Origin of the sequence: Neorhizobium huautlense (assembly GCF_002968575.1) — a bacterium.
GTDB classification, from domain to species: domain Bacteria; phylum Pseudomonadota; class Alphaproteobacteria; order Rhizobiales; family Rhizobiaceae; genus Neorhizobium; species Neorhizobium huautlense.
The window spans coordinates 73,916-96,561 of sequence record NZ_PVBM01000006.1 but is presented as its reverse complement, the minus strand read 5'-3'; the positions used below and the strand labels follow the sequence as shown (position 1 = coordinate 96,561).

The 22,646-nt window shown below is 61.0% G+C and carries 24 protein-coding genes; 12 read left to right on the top strand and 12 right to left on the bottom strand.

Annotated elements, in window-relative coordinates; genetic code table 11:
- Nucleotides 1-461 precede the first annotated feature (461 nt).
- Nucleotides 462-1,997: a sensor histidine kinase gene (locus C5L12_RS08900; RefSeq protein WP_170109070.1), complete on the top strand. Its 1,536-nt coding sequence runs from the start codon at nucleotides 462-464 to the stop codon at nucleotides 1,995-1,997.
- On the top strand, nucleotides 1,969-2,904 hold the full coding sequence (locus tag C5L12_RS08895) for a peptidoglycan-binding domain-containing protein (RefSeq protein WP_105371686.1): 936 nt from the start codon (nucleotides 1,969-1,971) through the stop codon (nucleotides 2,902-2,904). The genes C5L12_RS08900 and C5L12_RS08895 overlap by 29 nt, the downstream gene beginning before the upstream one ends.
- A 72-nt stretch (nucleotides 2,905-2,976) precedes the next feature.
- Here C5L12_RS08895 and C5L12_RS08890 read toward each other — a convergent pair whose 3' ends face one another.
- A complete protein-coding gene (locus C5L12_RS08890; protein WP_105371685.1) occupies nucleotides 2,977-4,959 on the bottom strand; it encodes an ATP-binding protein in 1,983 nt (660 codons plus the stop codon).
- A 67-nt stretch (nucleotides 4,960-5,026) separates the two neighbouring features.
- Nucleotides 5,027-6,535, bottom strand: coding sequence for an ATPase domain-containing protein (locus tag C5L12_RS08885; RefSeq protein WP_105371684.1), 1,509 nt, complete (start codon nucleotides 6,533-6,535; stop codon nucleotides 5,027-5,029).
- Between the two features lie 211 nt (nucleotides 6,536-6,746).
- Between C5L12_RS08885 and C5L12_RS08880 the strand changes: the two genes are divergently transcribed.
- Nucleotides 6,747-7,247: a DUF2243 domain-containing protein gene (locus C5L12_RS08880; RefSeq protein ID WP_105371683.1), complete on the top strand. Its 501-nt coding sequence runs from the start codon at nucleotides 6,747-6,749 to the stop codon at nucleotides 7,245-7,247.
- A 47-nt stretch (nucleotides 7,248-7,294) separates the two neighbouring features.
- Here C5L12_RS08880 and C5L12_RS08875 read toward each other — a convergent pair whose 3' ends face one another.
- A complete protein-coding gene (locus tag C5L12_RS08875; RefSeq protein ID WP_105371682.1) occupies nucleotides 7,295-7,726 on the bottom strand; it encodes a winged helix-turn-helix transcriptional regulator in 432 nt (143 codons plus the stop codon).
- A gap of 89 nt (nucleotides 7,727-7,815) precedes the next feature.
- Between C5L12_RS08875 and C5L12_RS08870 the strand changes: the two genes are divergently transcribed.
- Together C5L12_RS08870 and C5L12_RS08865 are read left to right on the top strand one after the other, a co-directional pair.
- Nucleotides 7,816-8,631: an oxidoreductase gene (locus C5L12_RS08870; protein WP_105371681.1), complete on the top strand. Its 816-nt coding sequence runs from the start codon at nucleotides 7,816-7,818 to the stop codon at nucleotides 8,629-8,631.
- Between the two features lie 165 nt (nucleotides 8,632-8,796).
- Nucleotides 8,797-9,033 (top strand): hypothetical protein, encoded by a 237-nt coding sequence (locus C5L12_RS08865; protein ID WP_105371680.1) that lies wholly within the window; start codon nucleotides 8,797-8,799, stop codon nucleotides 9,031-9,033.
- Between the two features lie 177 nt (nucleotides 9,034-9,210).
- On the opposite strand, the gene C5L12_RS08860 is transcribed toward C5L12_RS08865, so the two are convergent.
- From C5L12_RS08860 to C5L12_RS08850, 3 genes are all read right to left on the bottom strand, one after another.
- Entirely contained in the window at nucleotides 9,211-9,459 is a 249-nt protein-coding gene (locus tag C5L12_RS08860; protein ID WP_105371679.1) for a DUF6894 family protein, read from the bottom strand.
- 497 nt (nucleotides 9,460-9,956) lie between these two features.
- On the bottom strand, nucleotides 9,957-10,124 hold the full coding sequence (locus tag C5L12_RS08855; protein ID WP_105371678.1) for a Thivi_2564 family membrane protein: 168 nt from the start codon (nucleotides 10,122-10,124) through the stop codon (nucleotides 9,957-9,959).
- A gap of 110 nt (nucleotides 10,125-10,234) precedes the next feature.
- Complete coding sequence (locus C5L12_RS08850; protein WP_105371677.1) at nucleotides 10,235-10,570, bottom strand: GIY-YIG nuclease family protein; 336 nt, start codon at nucleotides 10,568-10,570, stop codon at nucleotides 10,235-10,237.
- A gap of 118 nt (nucleotides 10,571-10,688) precedes the next feature.
- Between C5L12_RS08850 and C5L12_RS08845 the strand changes: the two genes are divergently transcribed.
- Nucleotides 10,689-11,030 (top strand): DUF1491 family protein, encoded by a 342-nt coding sequence (locus C5L12_RS08845; protein ID WP_105371676.1) that lies wholly within the window; start codon nucleotides 10,689-10,691, stop codon nucleotides 11,028-11,030.
- Nucleotides 11,031-11,037: 7 nt separating this feature from the next.
- Here the strand turns inward: C5L12_RS08845 and C5L12_RS08840 are convergent, their stop codons facing one another.
- The gene (locus C5L12_RS08840; protein ID WP_105371675.1) at nucleotides 11,038-12,072 is read right to left on the bottom strand and encodes a DUF2336 domain-containing protein; all 1,035 of its coding nucleotides are present in this window, start codon (nucleotides 12,070-12,072) and stop codon (nucleotides 11,038-11,040) included.
- Between the two features lie 632 nt (nucleotides 12,073-12,704).
- Between C5L12_RS08840 and C5L12_RS28385 the strand changes: the two genes are divergently transcribed.
- Entirely contained in the window at nucleotides 12,705-12,881 is a 177-nt protein-coding gene (locus tag C5L12_RS28385) for a hypothetical protein (RefSeq protein WP_170109069.1), read from the top strand.
- A 21-nt stretch (nucleotides 12,882-12,902) separates the two neighbouring features.
- Here C5L12_RS28385 and C5L12_RS08835 read toward each other — a convergent pair whose 3' ends face one another.
- The 3 genes from C5L12_RS08835 to C5L12_RS08825 all read right to left on the bottom strand — a co-directional run bounded on the left by C5L12_RS08835 (nucleotide 12,903) and on the right by C5L12_RS08825 (nucleotide 16,418).
- Entirely contained in the window at nucleotides 12,903-13,505 is a 603-nt protein-coding gene (locus tag C5L12_RS08835) for a DUF1254 domain-containing protein (protein WP_105371674.1), read from the bottom strand.
- Nucleotides 13,498-14,085, bottom strand: coding sequence for a DUF1214 domain-containing protein (locus tag C5L12_RS08830; protein WP_105371673.1), 588 nt, complete (start codon nucleotides 14,083-14,085; stop codon nucleotides 13,498-13,500). The genes C5L12_RS08835 and C5L12_RS08830 overlap by 8 nt, the downstream gene beginning before the upstream one ends.
- A 92-nt stretch (nucleotides 14,086-14,177) precedes the next feature.
- Nucleotides 14,178-16,418, bottom strand: coding sequence for a transglycosylase domain-containing protein (locus tag C5L12_RS08825; protein WP_105371672.1), 2,241 nt, complete (start codon nucleotides 16,416-16,418; stop codon nucleotides 14,178-14,180).
- 190 nt (nucleotides 16,419-16,608) lie between these two features.
- Here C5L12_RS08825 and C5L12_RS08820 point away from each other — a divergent pair, with 190 nt between their 5' ends.
- A complete protein-coding gene (locus C5L12_RS08820; RefSeq protein ID WP_105371671.1) occupies nucleotides 16,609-17,067 on the top strand; it encodes a YcgN family cysteine cluster protein in 459 nt (152 codons plus the stop codon).
- 98 nt (nucleotides 17,068-17,165) lie between these two features.
- A complete protein-coding gene (locus C5L12_RS08815; protein ID WP_105371670.1) occupies nucleotides 17,166-18,281 on the top strand; it encodes a helix-turn-helix transcriptional regulator in 1,116 nt (371 codons plus the stop codon).
- Nucleotides 18,282-18,302: 21 nt separating this feature from the next.
- Here C5L12_RS08815 and C5L12_RS08810 read toward each other — a convergent pair whose 3' ends face one another.
- A complete protein-coding gene (locus C5L12_RS08810; RefSeq protein WP_105371669.1) occupies nucleotides 18,303-18,959 on the bottom strand; it encodes a DUF6064 family protein in 657 nt (218 codons plus the stop codon).
- A 195-nt stretch (nucleotides 18,960-19,154) separates the two neighbouring features.
- Between C5L12_RS08810 and C5L12_RS08805 the strand changes: the two genes are divergently transcribed.
- From C5L12_RS08805 to C5L12_RS08795, 3 genes are read left to right on the top strand one after another with little or no spacing between them, the layout of a single operon-like run.
- Nucleotides 19,155-21,557, top strand: a complete 2,403-nt coding sequence (locus C5L12_RS08805) for a heavy metal translocating P-type ATPase (protein ID WP_105371668.1) — start codon at nucleotides 19,155-19,157, stop codon at nucleotides 21,555-21,557.
- On the top strand, nucleotides 21,554-21,985 hold the full coding sequence (cueR, locus tag C5L12_RS08800; protein ID WP_105371667.1) for a Cu(I)-responsive transcriptional regulator: 432 nt from the start codon (nucleotides 21,554-21,556) through the stop codon (nucleotides 21,983-21,985). The genes C5L12_RS08805 and cueR overlap by 4 nt, the downstream gene beginning before the upstream one ends.
- 56 nt (nucleotides 21,986-22,041) lie before the next feature.
- On the top strand, nucleotides 22,042-22,242 hold the full coding sequence (locus C5L12_RS08795; RefSeq protein ID WP_105371666.1) for a heavy-metal-associated domain-containing protein: 201 nt from the start codon (nucleotides 22,042-22,044) through the stop codon (nucleotides 22,240-22,242).
- A gap of 12 nt (nucleotides 22,243-22,254) precedes the next feature.
- Here C5L12_RS08795 and C5L12_RS08790 read toward each other — a convergent pair whose 3' ends face one another.
- Nucleotides 22,255-22,545 (bottom strand): hypothetical protein, encoded by a 291-nt coding sequence (locus tag C5L12_RS08790; protein WP_157949008.1) that lies wholly within the window; start codon nucleotides 22,543-22,545, stop codon nucleotides 22,255-22,257.
- Nucleotides 22,546-22,646: the final 101 nt, after the last annotated feature.

Here is a 22,646-nt window from a genome sequence, read left to right as displayed (position 1 = left end):
CGTCCTGTCCACCTGTTTTTCCCGCAAGGTTTAGCGGGCCGCCGGGTCTGTGCCGGTCTTGAACATGGTTGTATCGGCCGGAAGCAAATATGGCTTTGACGCAGCCGTTCGCTTTTTCGGCAAATTTATCTAAAATTCGAACTATCGCCTCTCCAGTGTGGCATCCGCGGACACATCCGTTAGAAGTTTAATGATCGATGTTAAGCATAATTGCGGCAGGTCCGCCGAAAGCCTTGGGCTTGCCGTGCCTCCCGCTGCCACAAAAGTTAACAGAACCAGAAAAATCAAGCCAAATCCGTCGCTTACCCGCCGTTAACCACAAGCAGAGAACGGTCGACCAATATGTCCCAAAGCCGGATTTGGGGCCTTCCGGCCGGGGTGCCGACCCCCATTTTTATCCTTTCCTTAAGCCGCCGGGGCCTATTGTCGGCCTTGTCGAATTTATCTGTTCAGGGTTTTGCGTGCGCGTATTGAGTAACATTGCCGGGAAGGCGGTTCTGCTGGTCGACAAGACCGCAATCCGCTGGCTGACCCGCCTTGGCGAAGGCGAGGAAGCCCGCGTCGGCGATATCGCACGGCTGCGGCGTCTGGTCTTTGCCTGCGCCGCCGCGCTGGTCGTCGTGCCGCCTGCGTTGACCATGCTTCTTGCGCCGGCATTGGCGCTGCCGGTCGGGGTCGCCCTGGTGCTCTCGCTCTTCCTTCTCTGCGTCGCGGCCGCCTTTGCCTTCCCGCGCCCCGTGGCGGTTTCCGTCGCGGCCGCGCAGCCGGATGACGTGCTGTTCGATGCCTGCCCCGGTCTGTCGGTGATTCTCGATTCGCACGGCCATGTCGTGAAGACGGGCGGACGGGACCGCAGCGGCTTTCCCGTAAACCTGCGCGAAGCGGCCGGCCAGTCGCTTGCCGAACTCGTCCACGTGTCCGATCGGATCGGCCTTATTCAGGCGTTCGATGCCTTGCGTCAGGGAGCGGCAAGCGCTGTCGCCGATATCCGCATCGAGCGGCCCTTTTCCTCCGCCGGGCGCCAGTTCCTGCCCGTCCGTTTCGACATGACCGCCATCCGCGACGGCGAGGGCCAGGTTCTCTACGTCTTTGCGCAGGCACGCGACGTTTCGGACGAGCAGGACCTGCATGCCAAGGCCGCCGCCCATGTGGCGGAGGCCCGTTCCGCCCATGAAGCCAAGTCGCGGTTTCTTGCGGCGGTCAGCCATGAGTTGCGCACGCCGCTGAACGCCATCCTCGGCTTCTCCGATGTGCTGGCGGGGGAATATTTCGGCCGGCTCGCAAACGACCGCCAGCGCGAATATGTTGGGCTGATCCGCCAGTCGGGCGCGCATCTGCTGTCCGTCGTCAACACCATGCTCGATATGTCGAAGATCGAGGCTGGCCGCTACGAGCTGCTGGCTGAGCCCTTCTCGCTTGCAGAGGCGATGGAAGCCTGCCGCGCCATGCTGGATCTGACGGCCCGCGAAAAAGGCATCACCCTGACGAGCCGCGCCTCGCGGAGCCTTGGCGAAGTGGTGGCGGACCGCCGCGCCGTGCAGCAGATTCTGATCAACCTCGCCGGCAACGCGATCAAATTTACCGGCCACGGCGGCGTCGTCTCCATTGATGCCATGATGTCGGGCGATGACGTGGTGATTTCGGTGAGCGATACGGGTATCGGCATCGCCGCCGAGAAGCTCGAATTCATTGGACAGCCGTTCATGCAGGTTGAAAACGCCTATACCCGCTCGTACGAAGGAACCGGCCTCGGTCTCTCGCTGGTCAAGGGGCTGGTGGCGCTGCATGGCGGCCGCTTCTCGATCGCCAGCCGGCCGGGCGAGGGGACAGTGGTCACCGTCGCGCTTCCGGTCGACGGTTCGGGGATCGATGGCACACCGGGCGAATTGCATGAGGAGAAGATTGAATTCCCGCCGCGGCTGCAGGCAGTCCGGCAGGCGCCCATGATGGACGAACAGGATTTTGCCGATGACCGCGCGAAAGCGAAAATCGCCTGACAGGAAAAAAGCCGTCCGGCAGCCGGGTCTTCTGTCGAACCTCGCTTCGGCGGCGGGGCGCGCGGCCCTGCGCCATCCAAAACCTCTGTTCGGCTTTGCAACCCTTGGCGTGGTTTTCAGCTTCGTTGCGGCCAATGCGCTGTGGTATCAGCCGGGCGGTCATCCTGCACCCTTCCTGGCCACCCGCGATGCCGATGACCCGAATGCGATCGCCGGCTACCGGCCGATGAGGCGCACCGCGCCCGCCGATACGACGACCTTCCGGATCGAACGCGCAAGTCCCGCGCCACCGGCCGCACCGTCTGTTGCTGCACCTGTTTCCGATCCGACCGCCGCCCCGGTCGCCGCTCCGGTCCCGGCCATGCCGCCGGCTCCGCGTCCACAGATCGCCGCACCTCTGCCGGCCGCCCCAATGGCGCCGAAGCACGCTCCCGTCGAAACCGCCAAGGCGCCGGCTCCCGCCTCGGTCAAACCGGCCCAGCCGGCGCCGGCGCCAATACAGAAGGCTGCCTTGCCGCGCCGGCCGGCACAGAATGCCGGCGTCCGGAGCGAAGACCCGGTGGCGGCGGCAATCCGCGCCGCCGAGCGCCTTCCGTCCATGACGCCGCCTGCCGAAATCCCCAATGCCCGCCGCGTGCCCGGGTCCATCCCCGCTGCCGCCCGGCCGCCAGCCGCAGTTCCCGCCGCTGTCCGGCCGTCCGCGGCGACATCGCCTTCAACGGATCTCGTGCTGCAGATCCAGCGGGGGCTCTCCAACATTGCCTATGCGGATGTGGAAGTCGACGGTGTTGCCGGCGAACAGACCAAGGCCGCCATCCGCCGCTTCGAAAAGCATTATCGTCTACCGGAGACCGGCGAACCGAACGCCATGGTGCTGAAGAAGCTCAAATCGATCGGCGCCCTCTAGCGGCTTTGCATGCGCAGCCCGACGGAAACAATCGGGCGGGCTCCTGGTGTCGGGCCTTCACCCCCGTGGCGGTCAGGCCTTTTCGACGGCGGCGGTCAGCTTGTGAATTTCCAGAGACAGTTGATCCTGAGTATATGGTTTTCCCAGCCTTGCGACATCGAGGTCCAGGCCCGGCGGAAGTTCGGCATAGCCCGACGCAATGACAATCGGCAGCCCGGGGACGATTTGGCGGGCTGCTTTGGCAAGCTCGGCACCGTTCATCCCCGGCATCGAATAGTCCGTAATCATGATGTCGAAGCCGCCATGATCGGCGAGGCATGCGAGTGCCTCTTTCCCCGAATGCGCTTCCACGACGTGGTGCCCGAGGTCGCTCAGCATGTCTGCGGAGCTCATGGCGATCAGAGCGTCGTCATCGACCAACAGTATCCGCTTCGGTGTCACGGGGTTTAACTCGTCGTTCGGTATCATTTGGCTTTGTTCCTGTTCCGGAGCGGACGATGTCGAGATGGGTATCCACAGTTCGGCTGTCGTGCCCTTGCCGGGCGTGCTCGACAATTTAAGCGCCCCTTTCAGCTGCAAGGCTAGACCATGTATCATCGAAAGTCCCAGTCCCGTTCCCTTGCCCAGCTCCTTGGTGGAAAAGAACGGTTCGATTGCCTTTTGCAGGGTCTCCTCGTCCATTCCATGGCCCTCGTCGGCAACGCAAAGAACGACATAGCGCCCGGCAGCGAGCACATCCGTTCCTGAAATCTGCTCGGTTTCCTTGATCTCTATACGGATAGTCCCGCCATCCGGCATCGCGTCCCTCGCGTTGACGGCGAGGTTGAGGAGGGCCAGTTCAACCTGATTGGCATCGGCCGATACGGGCGGAAGTTGATCGGGAACGGCAACCTCTATCGAGACCGCCGAGCCGACGGAGCGCGCCAGCAGGTCCTTCATTCCCATCACGAGGCCGCCGAGATCGACAGGCCCTATACGAAGGTCCTGCCGGCGGGCGAAGGCGAGCAGTCTCTGGGTGAGCGAGGCGCCACGCTTTGCGCCCTGCAAGGCGCCGTCGATTAACCGGATTGCCCTGATGTCGTCTCCGACATGCTTGCGCAGGAGCTCAAGGTTCCCGAGGACGGCCATCAGGAGGTTGTTGAAGTCGTGAGCCACACCGCCTGTAAGTTGCCCTATGGCCTCCATCTTCTGCGCCTGGCGGAGCTGCTCTTCGGCCAGCTCCCGCTGGCTCATTTCTGCCATCATCTGGGCGTGGGCCTCTTTAAGTTCTCGCGTGCGTTCCGCGACCCTTTCCTCCAGAACCTCGTTGAGCTGCCGCTGGTGTTCCTTCGCCCTCAGCCGTTCGGTGATATCGGCCGATACGCCGACCAGCTTGATCACGCTACCCGTCCGATCCCTGTAGAGCTGGGCCCGAATTTCCACCCAATGGATGGAGTAGTCTTTCCAGACGGTTCTGTATTCGATCGCGTATTCCGAGCCCGTCGCAATCGCAGTCCTGACCGCAGTTTGCACCCGTTCGAGATCATCCGGATGAGTAGCGGCCAAGAGCTCGTCATAGGTGAAGCGATCTTCGGGATCACGGCCGAAAATCCGTTTGCAGGTGGACGACGTCGTCAGCTCGTTGGTTGCAAGGTCGAGCTCCCAGGCACCCAGGCGTCCCGCCTCCAGCGCCGTTTGGAGGCGCCGCTCGCCTTCATCCAAGGCTTCCATGCGCAGGCGGGCTTCGTATTGCCGCCGCCTTCCTCGCATTGCCGAACGAGCCACGCTGATGAAAGTCGTCGCGTGAAAAGGGCGCTCCACGAAGCTGACATTGCCCAGCACGCCCAACAGGCGGGCGGCAACGGGATTGCGCTCTGGGCCGCCGCCACGCGCTGTCAGGATGATAAACGGCAAGTCCGACCAACTCGGCTGATGCTCGATCCACGAGGCGAGGGAACGCAGGTCAGCAGAACGCAGAGCTTCGTCCGTAATCACGGCAAAGGCGACGCCGTCATTCAGGCTCGCGACGAGGGTGGGAAGATCCGGTGCTGCCTTCGACGTTATTCCCGCTTCCATCAGAAGCGAAGCCGCGATCTGCGCGTCTCGCCCGAGCGGCGCGTAGATCAGGCCGATAGCATCTTGATTAGGAATGGTGGTCTTCCTTGTCTGAGCTCGGCAACAGCGGCTGGCTATTGCCCACGAATGTCGGTACGCCGCGCAGAATACCGTGAAAGTCCGAAAGTGGCTCGCCGAAAGTCAGTCCGGCTCTGCTGATGCGGAATTCGCGAATGGTTTCTTCGTGTTTGCCGGTCCGTTTCTTGATGACCGAGACGGCGCGGCGAACTTTGCCGTGAGCCTCGAAATAGCGAAGCAGGATGACGGTGTCGGCAAGATAAGTGACATCCACGGGTGATTTCATATCCCCGACCAGACCATGTTGTGCAACGGTCAAGAAGGTATTGCAACCCTGCCGGTTCAGGTACTGAAGCAATTCGTGCATATGCAGGATGAGGGCATTCTCCTCCGGCATCGACGCCTGATAGCCATTGATACTGTCGATGATCACCGCCTTTGCGTCGAGGCTTGTTACCCGATCCCTGACGCGGTGGGCGAACTCACCGGGCGACAATTCGGTAGCATCCAGCTGTTCGATGTGGATCAGACCGTCGTCGCGCATCTTCTCGAGGTCGATACCCATGGGTTTCGTGCGTGAAAACAGCAGGCTTAGTTCCTCGTCAAAGAGGAATATCACCGCTTTTTCTCCGTGCTTCACCAACCCTTTGATGAACTGCAACGCAAAGAGGCTCTTGCCGGTCCCCGCCGGGCCAATCAGGAGAGTGCTGGTGCCGCGCTCGATCCCACCCCCGAGAAGTTCGTCGAATTCCCGGATACCGCTGATCAGCGTTGTCCGCTCGAAGCCTGTTCTGTGCTCGACGGCGCGCAGGCGGGGGAAGACGGCCACTCCCCCAGTCTTGATCACGAAGTCGTGGTAGCCGCCGCGAAAAGATTGGCCGCGATATTTTATGATCCGGAGCCTCCGGCGCTCCGATCCGTAATCCGGAGCAAGCTGTTCGAGATGTATGACGCCGTGGACCACACTGTGGACGGTCTTGTCCATATGTTCCGCGGTCATATCGTCAAGAAGCAATACCGTTGCATCCGAGCGGGAGAAGAAATGCTTCAACCCAAGGATCTGGCGACGGTAGCGGAGCGAGCTCTGCGCAAGCAACCGGATTTCCGAAAGGCTGTCGATAACGACCCGGGCCGGCTTCGCCCGCTCGAAGGCCTGGAATATGAGCTTGGTCGTCTCACCCAGCTCAAGGTCGGACGAATATAAAAGGCTTTGCTGCTGATCGGCATCAAGCAGACTTTCGGGCGGCACAAGTTCGAAGATCTCGATCTGCTCGTCAATTTCCATCCCGTGGGAGCGGGCGCTGTCCCGCAACTCCTCCTCGGTTTCGGAGAGGCTTATATAAAGACAGCGTTCTCCAAGCTCCGCACCTTGCGTGAGGAACTGCAACGCGATTGTTGTTTTGCCTGTCCCCGGCGAACCTTCAAGCAGGAACACATGACTTCGGGTGAGGCCGCCGGACAATATATCGTCCAGCCCTTGTACGCCGGTCTTGGCTTTTTTACTCAAAACTTCGTTCATATTTCCTCCTGGATCGAAGAAAAGAACTAGCGCGGACGTATTTGGTTGCAAGTCGGGCATGTTTCCGTTGGGAAATTATAGGGGTGCATTTCGGCCTTGCACCGGCGTTCCGGGCAGCAGCGGCCACAACATCTTAAATCCGGAAGGCCGACGGAACCTCGGGGAGCTTTATAAGTTCGCGAAAGAACGCAAGTGCAGGAGCCCATTGGTCATGCAGCCGCAAGAACGAACATTTCCCATAAGTGCCGGCATCCTGTTCGGTGTCGGCCTTGGAGGCTTTTTAGACGGCATCGTCCTGCACCAGGTGCTCCAATGGCATCATATGCTCAGTTCCCGGTATCCGATCTCAACCATTGAAGACCTGGAGCTGAACACGCTTTGGGACGGCATATTCCATAGCAGCACGTATCTTTTCGTCGCAGCAGGGCTGTTCATCCTCTGGCGCCACGCCCACCGCCGCCACCTGTACTGGTCCAGCAAACTCCTTATTGGCACCATGCTGATTGGTTTCGGTGCTTTCAACTTCATCGAGGGATTGATTGACCACCAGCTACTCGGCCTCCATCACGTCAATGAAACCGTGGCTGAGGCCTACCGTATCTACTGGGATATCGGATTTTTAATCTGGGGCGCAATGATGGTCATCATAGGCTGGCTGCTCCTTCGTGCCGGTAAGAAGGAGCAGTGGGCGCAGCAGACGATGGCGCGATAAAAAGTCCGCTGATAAGTTCCGAGTTACGGAAACCGGATTTTTCTGCTCTATTCGGGCGTCACGATGCGAATGGGGCGTGTGCCGATTGGAGCGCCGGTCGAGCGGTCGATGGTGACCGGATCGATCTCCGTTCCCGTCTCGGCGTCGAAAAACCGGGTTACCTGCCCGCCGCCGCGATGCTTTCGTCCCCACGCGCCGATTGCGAACAGGACCGGAAGAAAGTCGCGCCCGGCCGTCGTCAGCACATATTCGTCCCGCGGCGGCCTCTCGGAGTAGCGGCGCTTTTCCAGCAACCCTTCGTCGGTCAGTGCCGAAAGCCGGCGGGTCAGGATTGTCGGCGCGATGCCGAGGCTTTTGCGGAATTCGTCAAAGCGGGTGAGCCCCGCATGGGCGTCCCGCAGGATCAGCATGCTCCATGCATCCCCCATCAATGCGAGGCTGCGGGCGATCAGGCATGGTTGGTCCAAAAGATCTTGCATGTCGATATCTTTTTGATAGTGACTTACTTTCGAAATGATAGTAACTAGCTTTGCATAGATGTTCCACTGAAAAATGAAAGCTGAGACAGATGAGCAATACAAAACACGGTGTCGCCCTGGTCACGGGCGCTTCCTCCGGCATCGGACTAGCGACGGCGCGAGCGCTGCAGCGTGAAGGATACCGGGTATTCGGGACCAGCCGGAAGGCCGTGCCGGACGCAGCAAGCGGGATGACGATGCTGGTCTGTGACGTGACGGACGAGGAGTCCGTACGGCGGATGGTGGCGGACGTGGTGAGCCAAGCCGGCCGCATAGACCTGCTCGTCAACAACGCCGGCAGCGGCCTGATCGGCGGCGCAGAGGAATCCTCGGTTGATCAGGCGAAGACCCTGTTCGAAGTCAACGTCTTCGGCGTAATGCGCGTTACCAATGAAGTCCTGCCGGTCATGAGGCGTCAGGGCGGCGGCCGTATCATCAATATGTCCTCGGTGGTCGGCTTCCTTCCAAGCCCGTTCAGCGCCCTCTATTCCTCGACCAAACACGCGATCGAAGGTTATTCCGAATCGCTCGATCACGAAGTCCGCACTGCCGGGATCCGCGTTCTCCTGGTTGAACCAGCATTCACCCGTACATCCTTCGAGCAAAATGCAACCCAGCCTGATCGGATGCTCGGCATCTACGACAAGGCGCGAGCATCGATGAATGCGGTCTGGAATAGCGCCATCGAGGCGGGCGACGCGCCGGAAACGGTCGCCGCCACCGTCGTTACCGCCGCCGCCGCCGCATCGCCGAAACTCCGTTACCCCGCCGGCAAGCGGGCGCGCCGGCTTCGTCTTCTGCGACGCCTTGTTCCGTCAAGCGCCTTCGACCAGAGCCTGCGCAAGCAAATGAATTTACCCGTCTGAGAGCTGCCTTGGTATCAACCTGCTCTGAGCCTGCTTTCTTCCACCTCCGAGCGCGCTACGCCTTTTGACCGATCCGTCATTCTGCTGCCATGACATGCAGGGGCAATCGGACCATTCTCTCACGGGTGAAGCAGTTCACATCCGAAGCAAGGGAGGAATACAGCGATGTCAACGAAGTTACTGCAGGCTATCGCTCTAAGCGCCGCGATGGTGCTCGCCGGCGCGGGCTTCTCTGCGAGTTACGCGTGCGGAGAGGGCGAATGCGAGCCGCCGCCGGAACCCACCTCCAAGGGAAATAACGGGTGGGGACAGGAAAAGAACCAGGGTGTCCATGACGGGATCAACGCCGGTAGCGACAATGGTGGCACGGCGGACTCGAAATTCGCAAGTACTGACAGGTAGGCGACTTACACCGGACTCGGCGGCGCAGCTGCCCCCGCGCCGCCGATTGCATTCGACTGCGGTGCAGCACCATATCGGGCAAGACCGGCGGATTGCTCAGCTCTGATAACCACCTACTCCAAGTGATACCGGAGCATTCCTGATTGAGTCCTGCCGCTCACCCGTCATCAATGCACTTCAGCTGAACGTCGGGAAAAGGCCCTGCAGCACGTCGTGGGAGGTGATTGTCGCGAAGACAAAGCCGGTTTCGTCGGCAATCGCGATGGCCTTGAGAGTCAGCTCCTCGCCGCTCCTCAGACAGTCCGCAGCGATATCACGCATGCCGAAGAAGGTCTCGAGAACGGCTTTCTCGACGGAAGGAAAATCAATCCCTTCCACATCGTGAATGAGACCTCTCTGCTCGTCTACGTGAAGAAAAAATTTCATGTCGCTACGCCCCTCCTCTTGAGCCTCACGTGTCGCCGAACGGCTGCGGATTAGCCCGATTGGCTGCGGCAAGTTGGAAGAGTCATCCCTCCCGTGCAATTCAGCCTAAAGAGGTAGGCAAACCGCCGAAGGAAGATGTTTTGCCTTGGAAATCGGCAGTTCTGCCGCTGTTTGAGGCAAATCCTGCGTGACGTATCACGCGCTGGCGAGAAGGGTGTGGGAATGAATTTCTTTGTGGGGCGGCAAATGCTCCACGGTCATGAATTTATTTTCATGGCTACAGGATAGAGGAAATGGACTTCTATTTATTAGCATGAGCTACGTTGCCGACCGCAAACGGAAGACCGCTTTCCGGCCCTTCTAGCTCGGATGATCTAGCTCGCTTCCTCTGGTCATTTGCTGTGGAAAACCCTCGTGGTGCCTGCCGCGCGCGCAGCTTGAGACGGCGATTGCGGCCGGACCTTTGACCTCGCGAGGTGATCCGGCCGCAATCGGGATCAGAATACCGCGAGATATTTCAGGAGCGAGATGATGCCGATCAGAATGACGATGATGCGCGCAATCTGTTTTGCGCGGCCGTCGATCGGCAGGCGTGCGATGAGATAGAGAACCAGAACGATCACCAGGAAGGTGATCAGAATGCTGATCAGAACGGAAGTACCCAAGCCCCAACTCCTTTTTCAAGACAATGCCTTATGGCACGAGGCTTTAACTATGGTGCGGCGCGGGAAAGGAAAGGGGGAGCGGTCGAGGTCGTGCAGGCGTTGAAAGGCCCTCAGATCGCCTCGGCTCCAAGCTCGAAAGCCCAGTGGATAAGGCGGCCCTTCAGCGTCCGGTCTTTCAGATAACCCGTCAGTTCCTCGCTGATCTCCTCCAGCCGTCTGATCTCGAAGTCCGCGTCCGAGTAAGCGTTCCAGGCGGCCTGAAGGCTTTTGGTTACGTGGCTGCCGTGTTGAAGCGTGAACCAGATGCGGTTCCTGATCTTGTCGAGATCGGCCGCCCGGCCGACCCATTGCTGGTCGGTGGCGAGGCAGCGGATCGCATAGATGCCCGCGGGCGCCTTTCTTTCCTTGTAGGCGGCGATTGCCGCTTTTCTGTCGGTAAGGGTCACATCGGTTTCCTCATTTGAGATCCGCAATATCACCCGGATAAAATTATTGCAATATTATACCCGGGTAAAAATGCGCATCCTCATTTGCGCCGGGCGATGAACCGCCGTAAGAGGGGGAATGCGTCTGAAATCCCATATCTTCGTCTCCGCCCTGATCCGCCGAGTCTTCGGGCTCGGTGGTTTTGCCGCAGTCGAAAAGAAGGGCGCGGAGGAAGCGGGCGCCGTCTTCATCCGCCACCGCTTTCGCGACGGGTCGGAAACACTCTATGCCCCGGCACCGCAGAACTTCTTCGGCGAGGACGACGGGCAGCGCAAATTCGAGGTGAGGGCGGAAAAGGCTGAGCCGGACGCGGTCCGCGAGATCTTGTCGCGCGAGCTGCGATTCGACCCGGATCTCTGGCTCGTGGAACTGGAGACCGAGGACGTTACCGATCTTTTCGAGGTGGTGAAGCCGGCCTGATCCCGCTCTAGCGAGCCCGGTGGACGCCGGCCGCCGCGCGCCGGAGGCTGGCGCTGGTGCGCAGGATGCGGGGTTCGGCCTCGTGCTCTTGCGTCTCGTTGGCCGCGGCCGGCTGCCGTTTCGGTTCGGCATAGGTATAACTGTCGGCCCGGCGCCAGGCTTCGATCCGCCTGCCGCATTCGTCCTCGTCGAGCATCGTCCAGAGCGCTTCAGCGCGCGTGACGCCATCCTCATGGCTGCCGAGATGATCGTAGATCCGCTGCAGGATGAAGATCGCGTCCTCTCCCCGCATCGCAAGGCCCTTGAGCGTGGTGGCAAGCTGCTGGCCTGAAATGTCCAGCATGATGCGCTCGGAAAGCCAGAGGCTTGCCGAAAGGGAATCGGCGAGAACGGTTGCGAAAAGGCCGGCCTCCCGATCTCGCGCGAAGCGCACGAGCAGGGCTTCCTGGATCGGCGATAAGCTGCGCAGGCCGAGCCGGTCGTGAGCCGGACGGTCGATATGGCTGACAAGCGCCTTGATGCGCTGGCGCAGGCCCTCTTCGCGGACCAGCCGCTCGGCGGTTGCGATGTCCTCCACGACCGGTGCCGTGGTCGCTTCCGTTGCGGGCGTCTCGGCGGGTCTGGCGGCACGGTTATGGCGCAGCCCCACCAATGCGTCGATGACGGTAGGCGACAGCGCTTCGCGGCGGACGATCGCCCGTGCATGGGCTTCGCCCTGGGTGCGGGCAATGGTGATCAGCGTCTCGTCGGAGAGGCAGCTGGAAGAGGTGAGGAAAGGGGCTGCGATCGAAATCGGCTGGCTGGCGATGAAGAAGGCGACGGCCGGCGGCACGTTCTTGCATTGGGAAAGCGCAGCGACGGCCTCGCGGCGGGCTTCCTCGGAGGAAGCGGAAAAGAGCGGCGCGAAAAGCTCGGCGAACTGTCGAAGCTCTGACCGCGTCGGATGCGGCAGGCTTTCAAAAACAGTCACGGTGGCCATCAGCACCACATCCTTCTTACGCATGGCACGGGGCCTTTCGAGGTCGCGGAACTCATTCGTCACAGGCAAACTCACATAGACGCAAATACAACTCATGAGGTGCCGTGAAGCCTTCAGGTGGGCCGTTTGGGCTTGCCTGATGCTGTCATCGTACCTTTCCTGGGGAACTCCCGGCGGCGCCGCATCGCTCATGCAGATGGGAAGACAACTGCTTCGCGGGACGCCTTGGTTTAACGGGATGGTAACGCTATGAGAGTTAACGGTCGGTGAAGACGGGTCGTTTTGATACGCCTGTCATTTTTTGGTGGTTGGTTGTCCCGAAAGCGGAGCCGAAAAGCAGCCGCATCTGTGTTTTTTGGCTGCAGACAACAGGTAAGCATCGGTAGTAAGTGCTATTTTAGCATTAACTCACTGTTAAGGTCGTTCTGGCGCAATTCTGGTTAACCGGCGCGTATTGCCGGGGCTTCGAGTTCCGGGTGGCCCTCGCGTTCATGTAAGTCTTGAGGGCCATCCCATTCCCGGCCGGCTCAGGCGGAACCGGCCGTTTATGGCGAAATGTCCTTGCGCTTTTCAAGAAGCGCACTGACGAGAAAGGCGCGAATGTCCGGGGTTCCCGGAAGCGTCGGCCCCATTCAGAGGGCAGGGTGAGATCGATCCGTCTTCATCCGTCTCGAATTCCGAAAACGGAGGCGAGCATGGCAGAGATCGTACTATTGAACAGATGGCGCAGCGAGCACCCCCGCCGGCCGCAGATCAAGATCGGCGAAGCGAAAGAGGCGGGTCAGCTCCTGTTCTTTACCGGCGTGCGCTACGAGCGCTTCGACGACCGGATGGACCGCAAGGCGGAAAATCACGCGGTGCGCGCCGACTGACCTTTCGAAGAGATGGTTCCATCAGAAGCGGCTTCTGGTACGCCATTCGAACGGCGTACAGGTTGCCTTGTCCAGGAACTGCGACGCGATATCCGCAAAGCTCTTTTGCGGCGCGAGACTTCTCAACACGGCATAACCATCGGCCTGCCGCGTTTCGACCAGGATCGATTGTGATATCGCCTGGGGCAGCGATTTTCGCAGCGTGGTGAGCTGCACCGGCGTGGCGATCACCAGGTCCAGGCCTCCTCCGGCGGATGTGCGGTCGTTGATGCTGAACACTTCATTGGACGACTGATCGTAGATCGCCAACGACCAGAACGGCACGCCGCTGTTGGCCGCGGTCAAACGCACCGGACCGTCCGCCACATCGAAAGCGCAGACGGCCAGCTCTACAAACGGGTCGTCCTTGGCAAGCCCCGTCCGGTCCGGCTTTTCTCCGAGACGATAGAAGCGATGAATCTCGCCCTTCGCCAGGATGCGCGTATAGGCGTCCCGCTCGCTGAATTCCGGCAGCAGCAGCACGATGATGAGATGCAGCAGCGCCGCCCCGACAAGGCCGGTCACGATGGCAAAGATCACCTGAAGGGCAAATCTGGGCCTAGATCCGAGCCCAGATCTAAGCATTGCCGCACCCGGTTTTTTCGATGCGCGGCATGGTGAGGTCAATAAGGCCGGAACTGCCGGCCGTCGGGGTATCGAAAAGCGTCAGCGTCAGACGGAAGGCGCCGTTTGCGGGCACGGCGAGCCAGTTGCCGGGCCTGGCGGTTGCGGCAAGCGCGATATCGAAACTACCGGCCTCATCGCGCAATACGATGCGGGAGTTGAGCGCCGTCGGCAAATCTGATTGGGCCGAAGGCGGTGCGCCTCCCGGGGGCGCGGCAAACAGTGTCCAGAGGCGCGCCGGCGGCGTGTGACCCGTCAGCCGATAGGTGCAGTTGCCAGAAAGGCGCGCGCCCGCGTCATCGACAGACGCGGTAAAGACCAGACCTTCGGCGCTGGCATAAAGCAGCCTGCCGCCATTGGCCCGGTGCGATTTGGCGTAAGGGTCCGCCGCCGCCGTCTGCACCTCGGGAAAGGCTTCCCAGGGGCCGAGCTTGATGGCTCCGAAACCGACGGTCGCATCGAGTGCCACGAGGGTGGACCAGATCCCGCCGCCGAAGGCGATGGCAAGCGCGATCGCGATGAGGATGGGAACACGAAACACGGGTTTGCTTGGGTCCTCGGGAACAGCTGTGTCAGAGGGTTAGCATTGATTCTGCCGGGGGGGAATGGGCAAAGAGGCCCTCCGCTGCCTGACTACCGCTTCAATTCGGTGCTGGCGGAGGTGGCTGCGAGCGATGGCCGGGATGCGTCGTCGCCGGCCGGGCCGACAATGCCGGCATCGGCCACCTTGGCGGGAAGGAGGGGGCTGGCGGCCTTCAGCTTGGCGGCGATCTGCTTGAGGATGCGGGTCGACTCGGCCGATAGCGAGCGCGGCCGGACAAGCGCCGGCAGGCCGGGAGTCTCGCCTTCCTTCTTCGCAACCTCCTTGCCCTTGTGATCGCCGGTCGGCAACGGATTTTCGATGCCGGGGATGGGTCTAATCTCGATGCCCTGATGGGCGTAATCCATCACTGTCTTGAAGGTCATCGCCGGCAGAGAGCCGCCCGTCATATTGTCCATCGAGGTGAAATCGTCGTTTCCGAACCAGACGGCGGTGGTGTAGTTGCCCGTGAAGCCGATGAACCAGGCGTCGCGATAGCTCTGCGAGGTGCCGGTCTTACCGCCTGTGACGATGCCGCCGTCGAGTGCTGCCCGCTTGGCGGTGCCGATCACCGGGATTTGCGTCAGGATGCGGTTCATGGACGACATTGCCTTCTCCGACAGCACGCGCCGGGCCGGCGGTTCGTCGCGATTGAAGTCGTAAAGAACCTCGCCGCCATAACTCAGCACCTGCTCGATGCCGTGGCGGCGCGACTGCATGCCGCCCGCCGGCATCACGGCATAGGCGGTCGCCTGGTCGAGAACGGTAACTTCCGACGTGCCGAGCGGGACGGTCTTGTCGCTCCTGAGCGGCGTTTCGATGCCCATGGCCTTGGCGGTCTGTACGATCACATCGGTGCCGAGATGGTCTTTGGCGAGCCGGACTGGCACGGTGTTCAGCGATTGCGCCATGGCCGAAAGCAGCGTCACCTTGCCCTTGTAGGAACGGGCGTAGTTCTGCGGTGACCACCCGCGCCAGGTGATCGGCGCATCCGAAATCACCGATTCGGGTGTGAAACCGTGCTCCATGGCCGCGGAATAGGTATAGAGCTTGAAGGAGGAGCCCGGCTGGCGAAGCGCCTTTGCTGCACGATTGAACTGGCTTGCGCCATAGTCGCGCCCGCCCACCATGGCCCTGACGGCGCCGCCGTTCTCGATCATGACAAGCGCGCCCTGCTTGGCCTTGTAGCTTTCGCCATATTCGCGCAGGCTCGATTCCATCGCGGTCTCGGCGGCCTGCTGCAGGCCGGTGTCGATCGTGCTGCGCACGATGACGGAATGCTCCTTGAGCTTGCCGGCCGCGGCGAGCCGTTGCACCTCATCGAACGCCCAGTCGAGGAAATAGTCCGGCGCATTGACGTCGGCCCGGTCGACCACAGTCGCCGGGCTGCGGCGGGCGGCAATGACCTGACCTTCGGTCATAAGCCCGCCCTGAACCAGGTTGGAAAGCACTTCGTTGGCGCGCGAGCGTGCCGCCGGCAGGTTGACATGTGGGGCATATTTGGCCGGCGCCTTGAACAGGCCGGCCAGCATGGCGGATTCCGCGAGGTTCACTTCGGTAATGTTCTTGCCGAAATAGAATTGCGAAGCCGCGGCCGCGCCGAAAGTGCCGCCGCCCATATAGGCGCGGTCGAGATAAAGGGAGAGGATCTCCTTCTTGGAAAGGTTCGCCTCGAGCCATAGCGCCAGGAAGGCTTCTTTGATCTTGCGTTCGATCGAGCGCTCGTTCGTCAGGAAGAGGTTCTTTGCAAGCTGCTGGGTGATCGTCGAGCCGCCCTGGACGACGCCGCCGGCCTTGGCGTTTTCGCTCATGGCGCGGGCAAGGCCCAGGAAGTCGATGCCGAAATGGTCGAAGAAACGCCGGTCTTCGGTTGCCAGCACGGCTTTGATCAGATGGTCCGGCAGTTCGTCGATCGGCACGGAATCTTCATGGATGATACCGCGATGGCCGATGGTATTGCCGTAGCGGTCGAGGAAGGTGACGGCGAAGTCGCCACGGTTTCGCCAATCTTCCTTGGTTTCCTCGAAGGCGGGCAGGGCGAGTGCAAGCACGACCACCGAACCGGCCGTGCCGAGCGTCATGGCCTCGCCGGCAAGCTCGAAGCCGAGGCGCTTCCAGCCGCGCACGCGAAACCGGCGGAAGAAGATGGTGATTTCTTCCCAGATTTCGCCGAGCTTGAAGCCCAGGTTCCAGACGGTGGAGTCGATCCAGGAATCGATGCGCAGCAGGATATGGCGCCTCCGGCGCGGCCGACCGCCGGATGGTCTTGGTTCGTCCTGCGGCTCTTCCTGCACCTTGGAGTTCCCCCGCCTGTTCTGGATGAGTTTTGCTTGACGCCGTCCCCTGCAGGGATCAAGAGCATGAGCCTCTCACCGTTATTCAGCAATAGCTGACAAATGGTTGATGCGCGATAGCCAATTCGCAACAGGTAAAATGCAGATACGGCGATTTGTTCCGTTCTGCCGCAAAAGTGATGTTTCATCGATGACGGACATGCCTTTCTGGAAAACCAAGCGGCTTGATGAGCTGACTCAAGACGAGTGGGAAAGCCTCTGCGACGGCTGCGGGCTCTGTTGTCTCAACAAGCTTGAGGACTGGGATACGGGCGATGTGGTCTTTACTTCCGTCGCTTGCCGGCTTCTCGACGGGACGAGCTGCCGCTGTCAGGACTATGACAACCGTCAGGCGACCGTGCCGGACTGCATCCAGCTCACGCCGGAGACGGTCAACGATATTTCCTGGCTGCCGCCGACCTGCGGCTACCGGCTGGTGCGGGATGGAGAGGACCTCTACTGGTGGCATCCGCTCGTCTCTGGAGATCCCGAAACCGTGCACCAGGCGGGCATTTCCGCCCGCGGCCGCACGGTGAGCGAGGAAGAAGTCGATGTCGACGATTTCGAAGACTATCTTGTTGATTGGCCTCTGACCGTAGGTCAAAGTTGATCTAAGGCAATTTCGTACATGCAAATGACGTATATGCTTCTTGTTTAGCAACAGGTAATACTTGTTGCGTGGGGCAAGGGTAATAGATCGGCATTTCCATGACGACAGACGGCACGCTCGCAGACCACCTTTATGAGGCGGCTCTCGTTCCCGAGCTTTGGACTGACACCTGCGAGCAGCTCGCTGCGGAAATCGGATCCTCCACCGCGTCCATCTTCACAGTCGACGGTCATGGAACCCACCGCTACGTCACCAGCAGGAATATTGCCGAAGCCTTTCGCCAATTTGCCAGCAGCGACCTTCGGCTGACCAATATCCGGGCGCAACGGGCGCTGGAGCGATCGCCCTTCGCCTTCGGCAGGGACATCGATATCCTGACGAAGGAGGAATACGAGCAGGACCCCATTCGTCCCGCTTTCCTGCATCCTCACGGGATGGAATGGGAAGCAGGTTGCGTCTTCCAGGAGCCGACCGGGCATATGATCGCAATCATCCTGATGCAAGCCAAGGGGCGCGGGCACTTTTCCGATGAGCAATTGGCACGGTTGAACGCGCTGAAGCCGGACCTGGCCCGGGCAGCCTACATGTCGTCCCGGCTTGCTTTCAACGAAGCGCGCTCGATGACCGAGGCGCTGTCCATGCTCGGGCTGCCCGCGGCCGTGATAGGCGACAGCGGACAGGCGATCGCCATGAATCCCGAAATGGAAAGTTTGAGCCCGCGCATCCGGACCGGCGCCGGTAACCGTCTTGTATTCGAGAGCAGCGGGGCGGGTGCACTGTTTAACGAAGCCATCCAGCGCTATCACGCCCGGGCTGTCCCCACGGTGCAGTCCCTTCCGATGGTGCCACGCAACGGCGCCCCCGCGCTCATCCTGCATCTCCTGCCGGTTCGCCGGGCGGCCCGCGACATCTTCTCCCGCTCCATGGCGGTGCTCGCCGTGACGGAGGTGGGCAAGGTCGGCGCGCCGGACATGCGGGTCCTTTCCGGTCTTTTCGACCTGACGCCGGCAGAAGCCCGGGTGGCGCGCGGCATCGCGCTGGGGCAGACAACGGAGACGATCGCCGCTTCGCTCGGCATTTCGCTCGAAACCGCCCGCTCGCATCTGAAGCGGATCATGCAGAAGACCGGCACGACCAGGCAGGCGGAACTGGTGCTTCTGCTGTCGGGGCTCTCCGCGCCGGGTTCGATTAATGGGAGCGGGGATACGGCATAGGAGCCTAATGGCGGCTTTGGGTCAGGACGCACCTTTGGCAGGTTCGCCCTTGTTTCCGATAGTCATTTTCATCAGGATCAGCGACGCTATGCCGCTGGCAAGCAGCATCCAGTCTTGAGGAACACTCAATAGGAGCGCAGCGCTTCCTCCCACGACCGACCACAATAGGGGAATGGTCAGAAGCCAAATCGGCACCCTTTGCTTCGCCAACAGCAGGACCCCAAACGAGAAAATCGTGAGGGGACACGGGGTAACGCCAAAACTCGGCAACTCGACCAGCGAATGCCCGAGGAGAACTCCGATCAAGGGGTAAAGTAAAATCGCGTAGAAAATCAGAGAGCGGCCGGCATAGGCCCTGATCGGCGGCACCTTCCCGAATTGCGGATTATTGAGGGCGGCAGCCAACAGGAACAGCAGGCCCTGGAGGACGAAGAAGGCGGCGAAAATGAACGCAGCGCTGTTGATGCCGCTGAAAAAAGCGAAGTGATAGGATAACCCCGTCCAGAGCCACATTACGGCTAGGCCCAGATAGGCGAGATTACCGCTCCATCTTATCTGCCGCCAGATCGCATAGATGATTGCCAGCCCCAAAACCTCGGCAACGATCTGCGCCGGCCATATGGCTTGATTGTAGATAACGAACACGGACATAAATTGCTCGCGGGAAAATGGCAGCATGTTCGCACCTCCAGACTTCCAATAATCCACATCTCGCTCAATCTGCATTGATCGACAGCAACCAACGCAGGTCATAATGGAGCTAAAAGACCGGCGAACGGAAAATCTTATTGGCCCCTTGACCTTCCCATGATGGGAAGCTTCACATAGGGCGGGACAGTGAGACATCCCGCGAAAAAAGGGGAGATTCCGCCCATGAACCAGATCGCAAAACACATCCATCCCGCCGAGCCTTTCACCATCCCGGTGGAGGGCATGACCTGCGCCTCCTGCGTGCGCCGCGTTGAAAACGCAGCCGCCAAGGTGCCGGGCGTCGACAGCAGCGCTGTCAATTTCGCCACCAAGAAGCTGACGGTGCAATCATCTGAAGGATTTTCACCGGACGATCTCGAAAAGGCGATCCGCAAGGTGGGCTACGAGATTCCGCCCGGCGCCATGGATCATGCCCTGCGCGATGCCGGCATGCTGCCTGCGGCGCCGGCGGCGAAACATGCCGGACATGACCATCATCACGCTCAGGCAGAGCATGCGGCGCATATGGAAAGCCACGATCATTCCGCTTCCGCCGGCGGGCATGATCACATGCATATGCATCAGGGCGAGGAGGGCGTGCTGAAACGCGATCTGGCGATCGCCTTCGTGCTGACCCTGCCGCTCTTCGTGCTGGAAATGGGCAGCCATTTCTACGATCCGTTCCATCACTGGCTGATGGGCGTCATCGACATGCAGAACCTCTATTACCTCTATTTCCTGGCTGCGACGGCGGTGATCTTCGGTCCGGGCTTCCGTTTTCTCAGGCTCGGCCTGCCGGCGCTGTTGCGCGGCGCGCCGGAGATGAACTCGCTGGTGGCCGTCGGCGTGCTGGCAGCCTATGGCTATTCGCTGGTTGCCACCTTTGCTCCCGATCTTTTGCCGGAAAGCGCCCGCTACGTCTATTACGAGGCGGCGACGGTCATCGTCACGCTGATCCTCTTCGGCAGGCTGCTGGAGGCGCGCGCCAGCGGACGTACCGGCGAGGCGATCCAGAAACTCGCCGGCCTCCAGGCCAAGACTGCCCGCGTCGAGCGTGACGGCCAGACGATGGATATTCCCGCAGACCAGGTGGTTGCGGGGGACATAGTGGTGATCCGCCCCGGCGAACGCCTGCCCGTCGACGGCACGGTGATCGACGGGCAGTCGAATGTCGACGAATCGATGATATCAGGCGAGCCGCTGCCGGTCGAAAAGGCGGCAGGAGCAAGCGTCGTCGGCGGTACGATCAACAAGACCGGCTCCTTCCGCTTCCGTGCCTACAAGGTGGGCCGCGATACCATGCTTGCGCAGATCATCCGCATGGTCGAGCAGGCGCAGGGGTCGAAACTGCCGATCCAGACCCTGGTCGACCGGGTGACCGCATGGTTCGTGCCGGCCGTGATCGTGCTGGCGGCGCTGACCTTCGCCGTCTGGTTCTTCTACGGCCCCAGCCCGGCGCTTACCCACGCGCTCGTCAATGCGGTCGCCGTGCTCATTATTGCCTGCCCATGTGCAATGGGGCTTGCCGTGCCGACCTCGATCGTGGTGGGCGGCGGGCGTGCGGCGGAGCTCGGCGTGCTGTTCCGCAAGGGCGAGGCGCTGCAGGAATTGCGCAATGTCGATCTCGTGGTGCTCGACAAGACCGGCACGGTCACCAAGGGCCGGCCCGAACTGACCGACCTCGTCGCCGCAGAAGGTTTTGCCGAGAACGACGTCCTGAAGCTCGTCGCCGGCGTCGAGGCGCAATCAGAACATCCGATTGCCGACGCCTTCGTCAAGGCGGCGGAAGCGAAGGGGATTGCCGTGCCGAAGGCGGAAAACTTCAACTCCGTCACGGGTTACGGCATCGAAGCCGACGTGGACGGCCGCCGAGTGGCGGTCGGCGCCGACCGCTTCATGGAAAAGCTCGGCCTCTCGGTCGAAGCCTTTGCCGAAGCTGCAGCGCGCCTCGCAGACGAGGGTAAGACGCCGCTATATGCCGCAATCGACGGCAAGGTCGCGGCTGCAATCGCAGTTGCCGATCCGTTGAAGCCCGCCAGCCGCGACGCGATCAAGGCTCTGCATGACATGGGTATCGAAGTCGCCATGGTGACGGGCGACAACCGCCGCACTGCGGAAGCCATAGCCCGTCAGGTCGGTATCGGTAGGGTCGTGGCCGAAGTCCTGCCCGAGGGCAAGGTAAAGGCGGTCCACGATATGCGCGCGGGCGGCAGGAAGCTCGCCTTCGTCGGCGACGGCATCAACGATGCTCCCGCACTCGCCGAGGCCGATATCGGCATCGCGATCGGCACCGGCACGGATGTGGCGATCGAAAGCGCCGACGTGGTGCTGGTGGGCGGCGAGCTTTCCGGCGCGGTTGCGGCGATCGCCATGAGCCGCGCGACCATGACTAATATCAAGCAGAACCTGTTCTGGGCGTTTGGCTACAACGTGGCGCTGATCCCCGTTGCGGCAGGGGCTTTGTATCCCGCCTTCGGCTGGCTGCTGTCGCCGATGATCGCCGCCGGCGCCATGGCGCTGTCGAGCGTCTTCGTGCTCGGCAACGCGCTCAGGCTGAAGACCGTCACGATTGGAGAAGAGAAATGAATATCGGCCAGGCTTCCGAAGCATCAGGCGTTTCGGCCAAGATGATCCGCTATTACGAGGAGATCGGGCTGATCCGGCCGATGGGCCGCACAGGCAACAACTACCGCGTCTATGGCGAGGAGGAGGTGCATGTCCTGCGCTTCATCAAACGCGCCCGCAACCTCGGTTTTTCGCTCGAAGAGACCGAGACGCTTCTGAAACTCTGGCAGGACCAGAGCCGGGAGAGCGCGGCCGTCAAGGACGTGGCGACCGCCCATATCGCCGATCTGGAGCGCCGGATCGCCGAGATGCAGGGCATGGTGAAGACGCTGAAGCATCTTGCCCACTGCTGCGGCGGCGATCAGCGGCCGAACTGCCCGATCCTCGACGACCTTGCGGGCGACGCACCTGCGCCGACGCCTCGCAAGAAGGCGAAACAACCCGCTTGACCTTCCCTTCATGGGAAGGTGCAGAAGATATCTAGTGAGACAAGGAGAATCTTGAAATGACTGCTGTTTTCACCGTACCGGACATGACCTGCGGCCATTGCGAAAAGACCGTGCGCGGAGCGCTGGACGAAGCGTTGCCGGGTGCCGCCGTGACGGTCGACCTCTCATCCAAAAAGGTCACGGTCGAAGGCGATGCGAATAAGGCCGAGGAAGCCATTCGAGAGGTAGGCTACAGCCCGGAACGGGTGGCTGCCTGATCGCACCTGAACTCATGCCCGGCGGCCGTCGATCGCGATATGCAGCATTCTCAGTGCGCCGGCGGCATCGAGCAGATTGGCCTGAAGCTGGTCGTTGGTGATCTTGCCTATCCCGAGCGTCAGGGAAATGGACTGGAGATCGACGATCTCCTTGTGGATGCCCGCAAAGCAGGCGCCTTCCTCCAGGTCAAAGATCTTCTCGCTGGCGCGGATCAACAACTGCCGCTTTCCCACGTCGGAAAGCCGCACCAGCTCATTTGCCGATCGCACGAGTTCGGTTACCAGATCGGTTATGGCGCTCACGTCGCGGTGCCTCGTTACCTCAATTTGATCTGCGCAATAAACGGGAGCGCGGGAAGAAAATCCATCCCCCACATAGGGGCTTGCATTGTCGATTTCAGACG

Bases quoted from the DNA above. Each gene is read 5' to 3' on its own strand.
- C5L12_RS08895 (WP_105371686.1), top strand. From the start codon at position 1,969: ATGACCGCGCGAAAGCGAAAATCGCCTGACAGGAAAAAAGCCGTCCGG.
- C5L12_RS08890 (WP_105371685.1), bottom strand. From the start codon at position 4,959: ATGGAAGCGGGAATAACGTCGAAGGCAGCACCGGATCTTCCCACCCTC.
- C5L12_RS08885 (WP_105371684.1), bottom strand. From the start codon at position 6,535: ATGAACGAAGTTTTGAGTAAAAAAGCCAAGACCGGCGTACAAGGGCTG.
- C5L12_RS08880 (WP_105371683.1), top strand. From the start codon at position 6,747: ATGCAGCCGCAAGAACGAACATTTCCCATAAGTGCCGGCATCCTGTTC.
- C5L12_RS08875 (WP_105371682.1), bottom strand. From the start codon at position 7,726: ATGCAAGATCTTTTGGACCAACCATGCCTGATCGCCCGCAGCCTCGCA.
- C5L12_RS08870 (WP_105371681.1), top strand. From the start codon at position 7,816: ATGAGCAATACAAAACACGGTGTCGCCCTGGTCACGGGCGCTTCCTCC.
- C5L12_RS08865 (WP_105371680.1), top strand. From the start codon at position 8,797: ATGTCAACGAAGTTACTGCAGGCTATCGCTCTAAGCGCCGCGATGGTG.
- C5L12_RS08860 (WP_105371679.1), bottom strand. From the start codon at position 9,459: ATGAAATTTTTTCTTCACGTAGACGAGCAGAGAGGTCTCATTCACGAT.
- C5L12_RS08845 (WP_105371676.1), top strand. From the start codon at position 10,689: ATGCGTCTGAAATCCCATATCTTCGTCTCCGCCCTGATCCGCCGAGTC.
- C5L12_RS28385 (WP_170109069.1), top strand. From the start codon at position 12,705: ATGGCAGAGATCGTACTATTGAACAGATGGCGCAGCGAGCACCCCCGC.
- C5L12_RS08835 (WP_105371674.1), bottom strand. From the start codon at position 13,505: ATGCTTAGATCTGGGCTCGGATCTAGGCCCAGATTTGCCCTTCAGGTG.
- C5L12_RS08820 (WP_105371671.1), top strand. From the start codon at position 16,609: ATGACGGACATGCCTTTCTGGAAAACCAAGCGGCTTGATGAGCTGACT.
- C5L12_RS08815 (WP_105371670.1), top strand. From the start codon at position 17,166: ATGACGACAGACGGCACGCTCGCAGACCACCTTTATGAGGCGGCTCTC.
- C5L12_RS08810 (WP_105371669.1), bottom strand. From the start codon at position 18,959: ATGCTGCCATTTTCCCGCGAGCAATTTATGTCCGTGTTCGTTATCTAC.
- C5L12_RS08805 (WP_105371668.1), top strand. From the start codon at position 19,155: ATGAACCAGATCGCAAAACACATCCATCCCGCCGAGCCTTTCACCATC.
- cueR (WP_105371667.1), top strand. From the start codon at position 21,554: ATGAATATCGGCCAGGCTTCCGAAGCATCAGGCGTTTCGGCCAAGATG.
- C5L12_RS08795 (WP_105371666.1), top strand. From the start codon at position 22,042: ATGACTGCTGTTTTCACCGTACCGGACATGACCTGCGGCCATTGCGAA.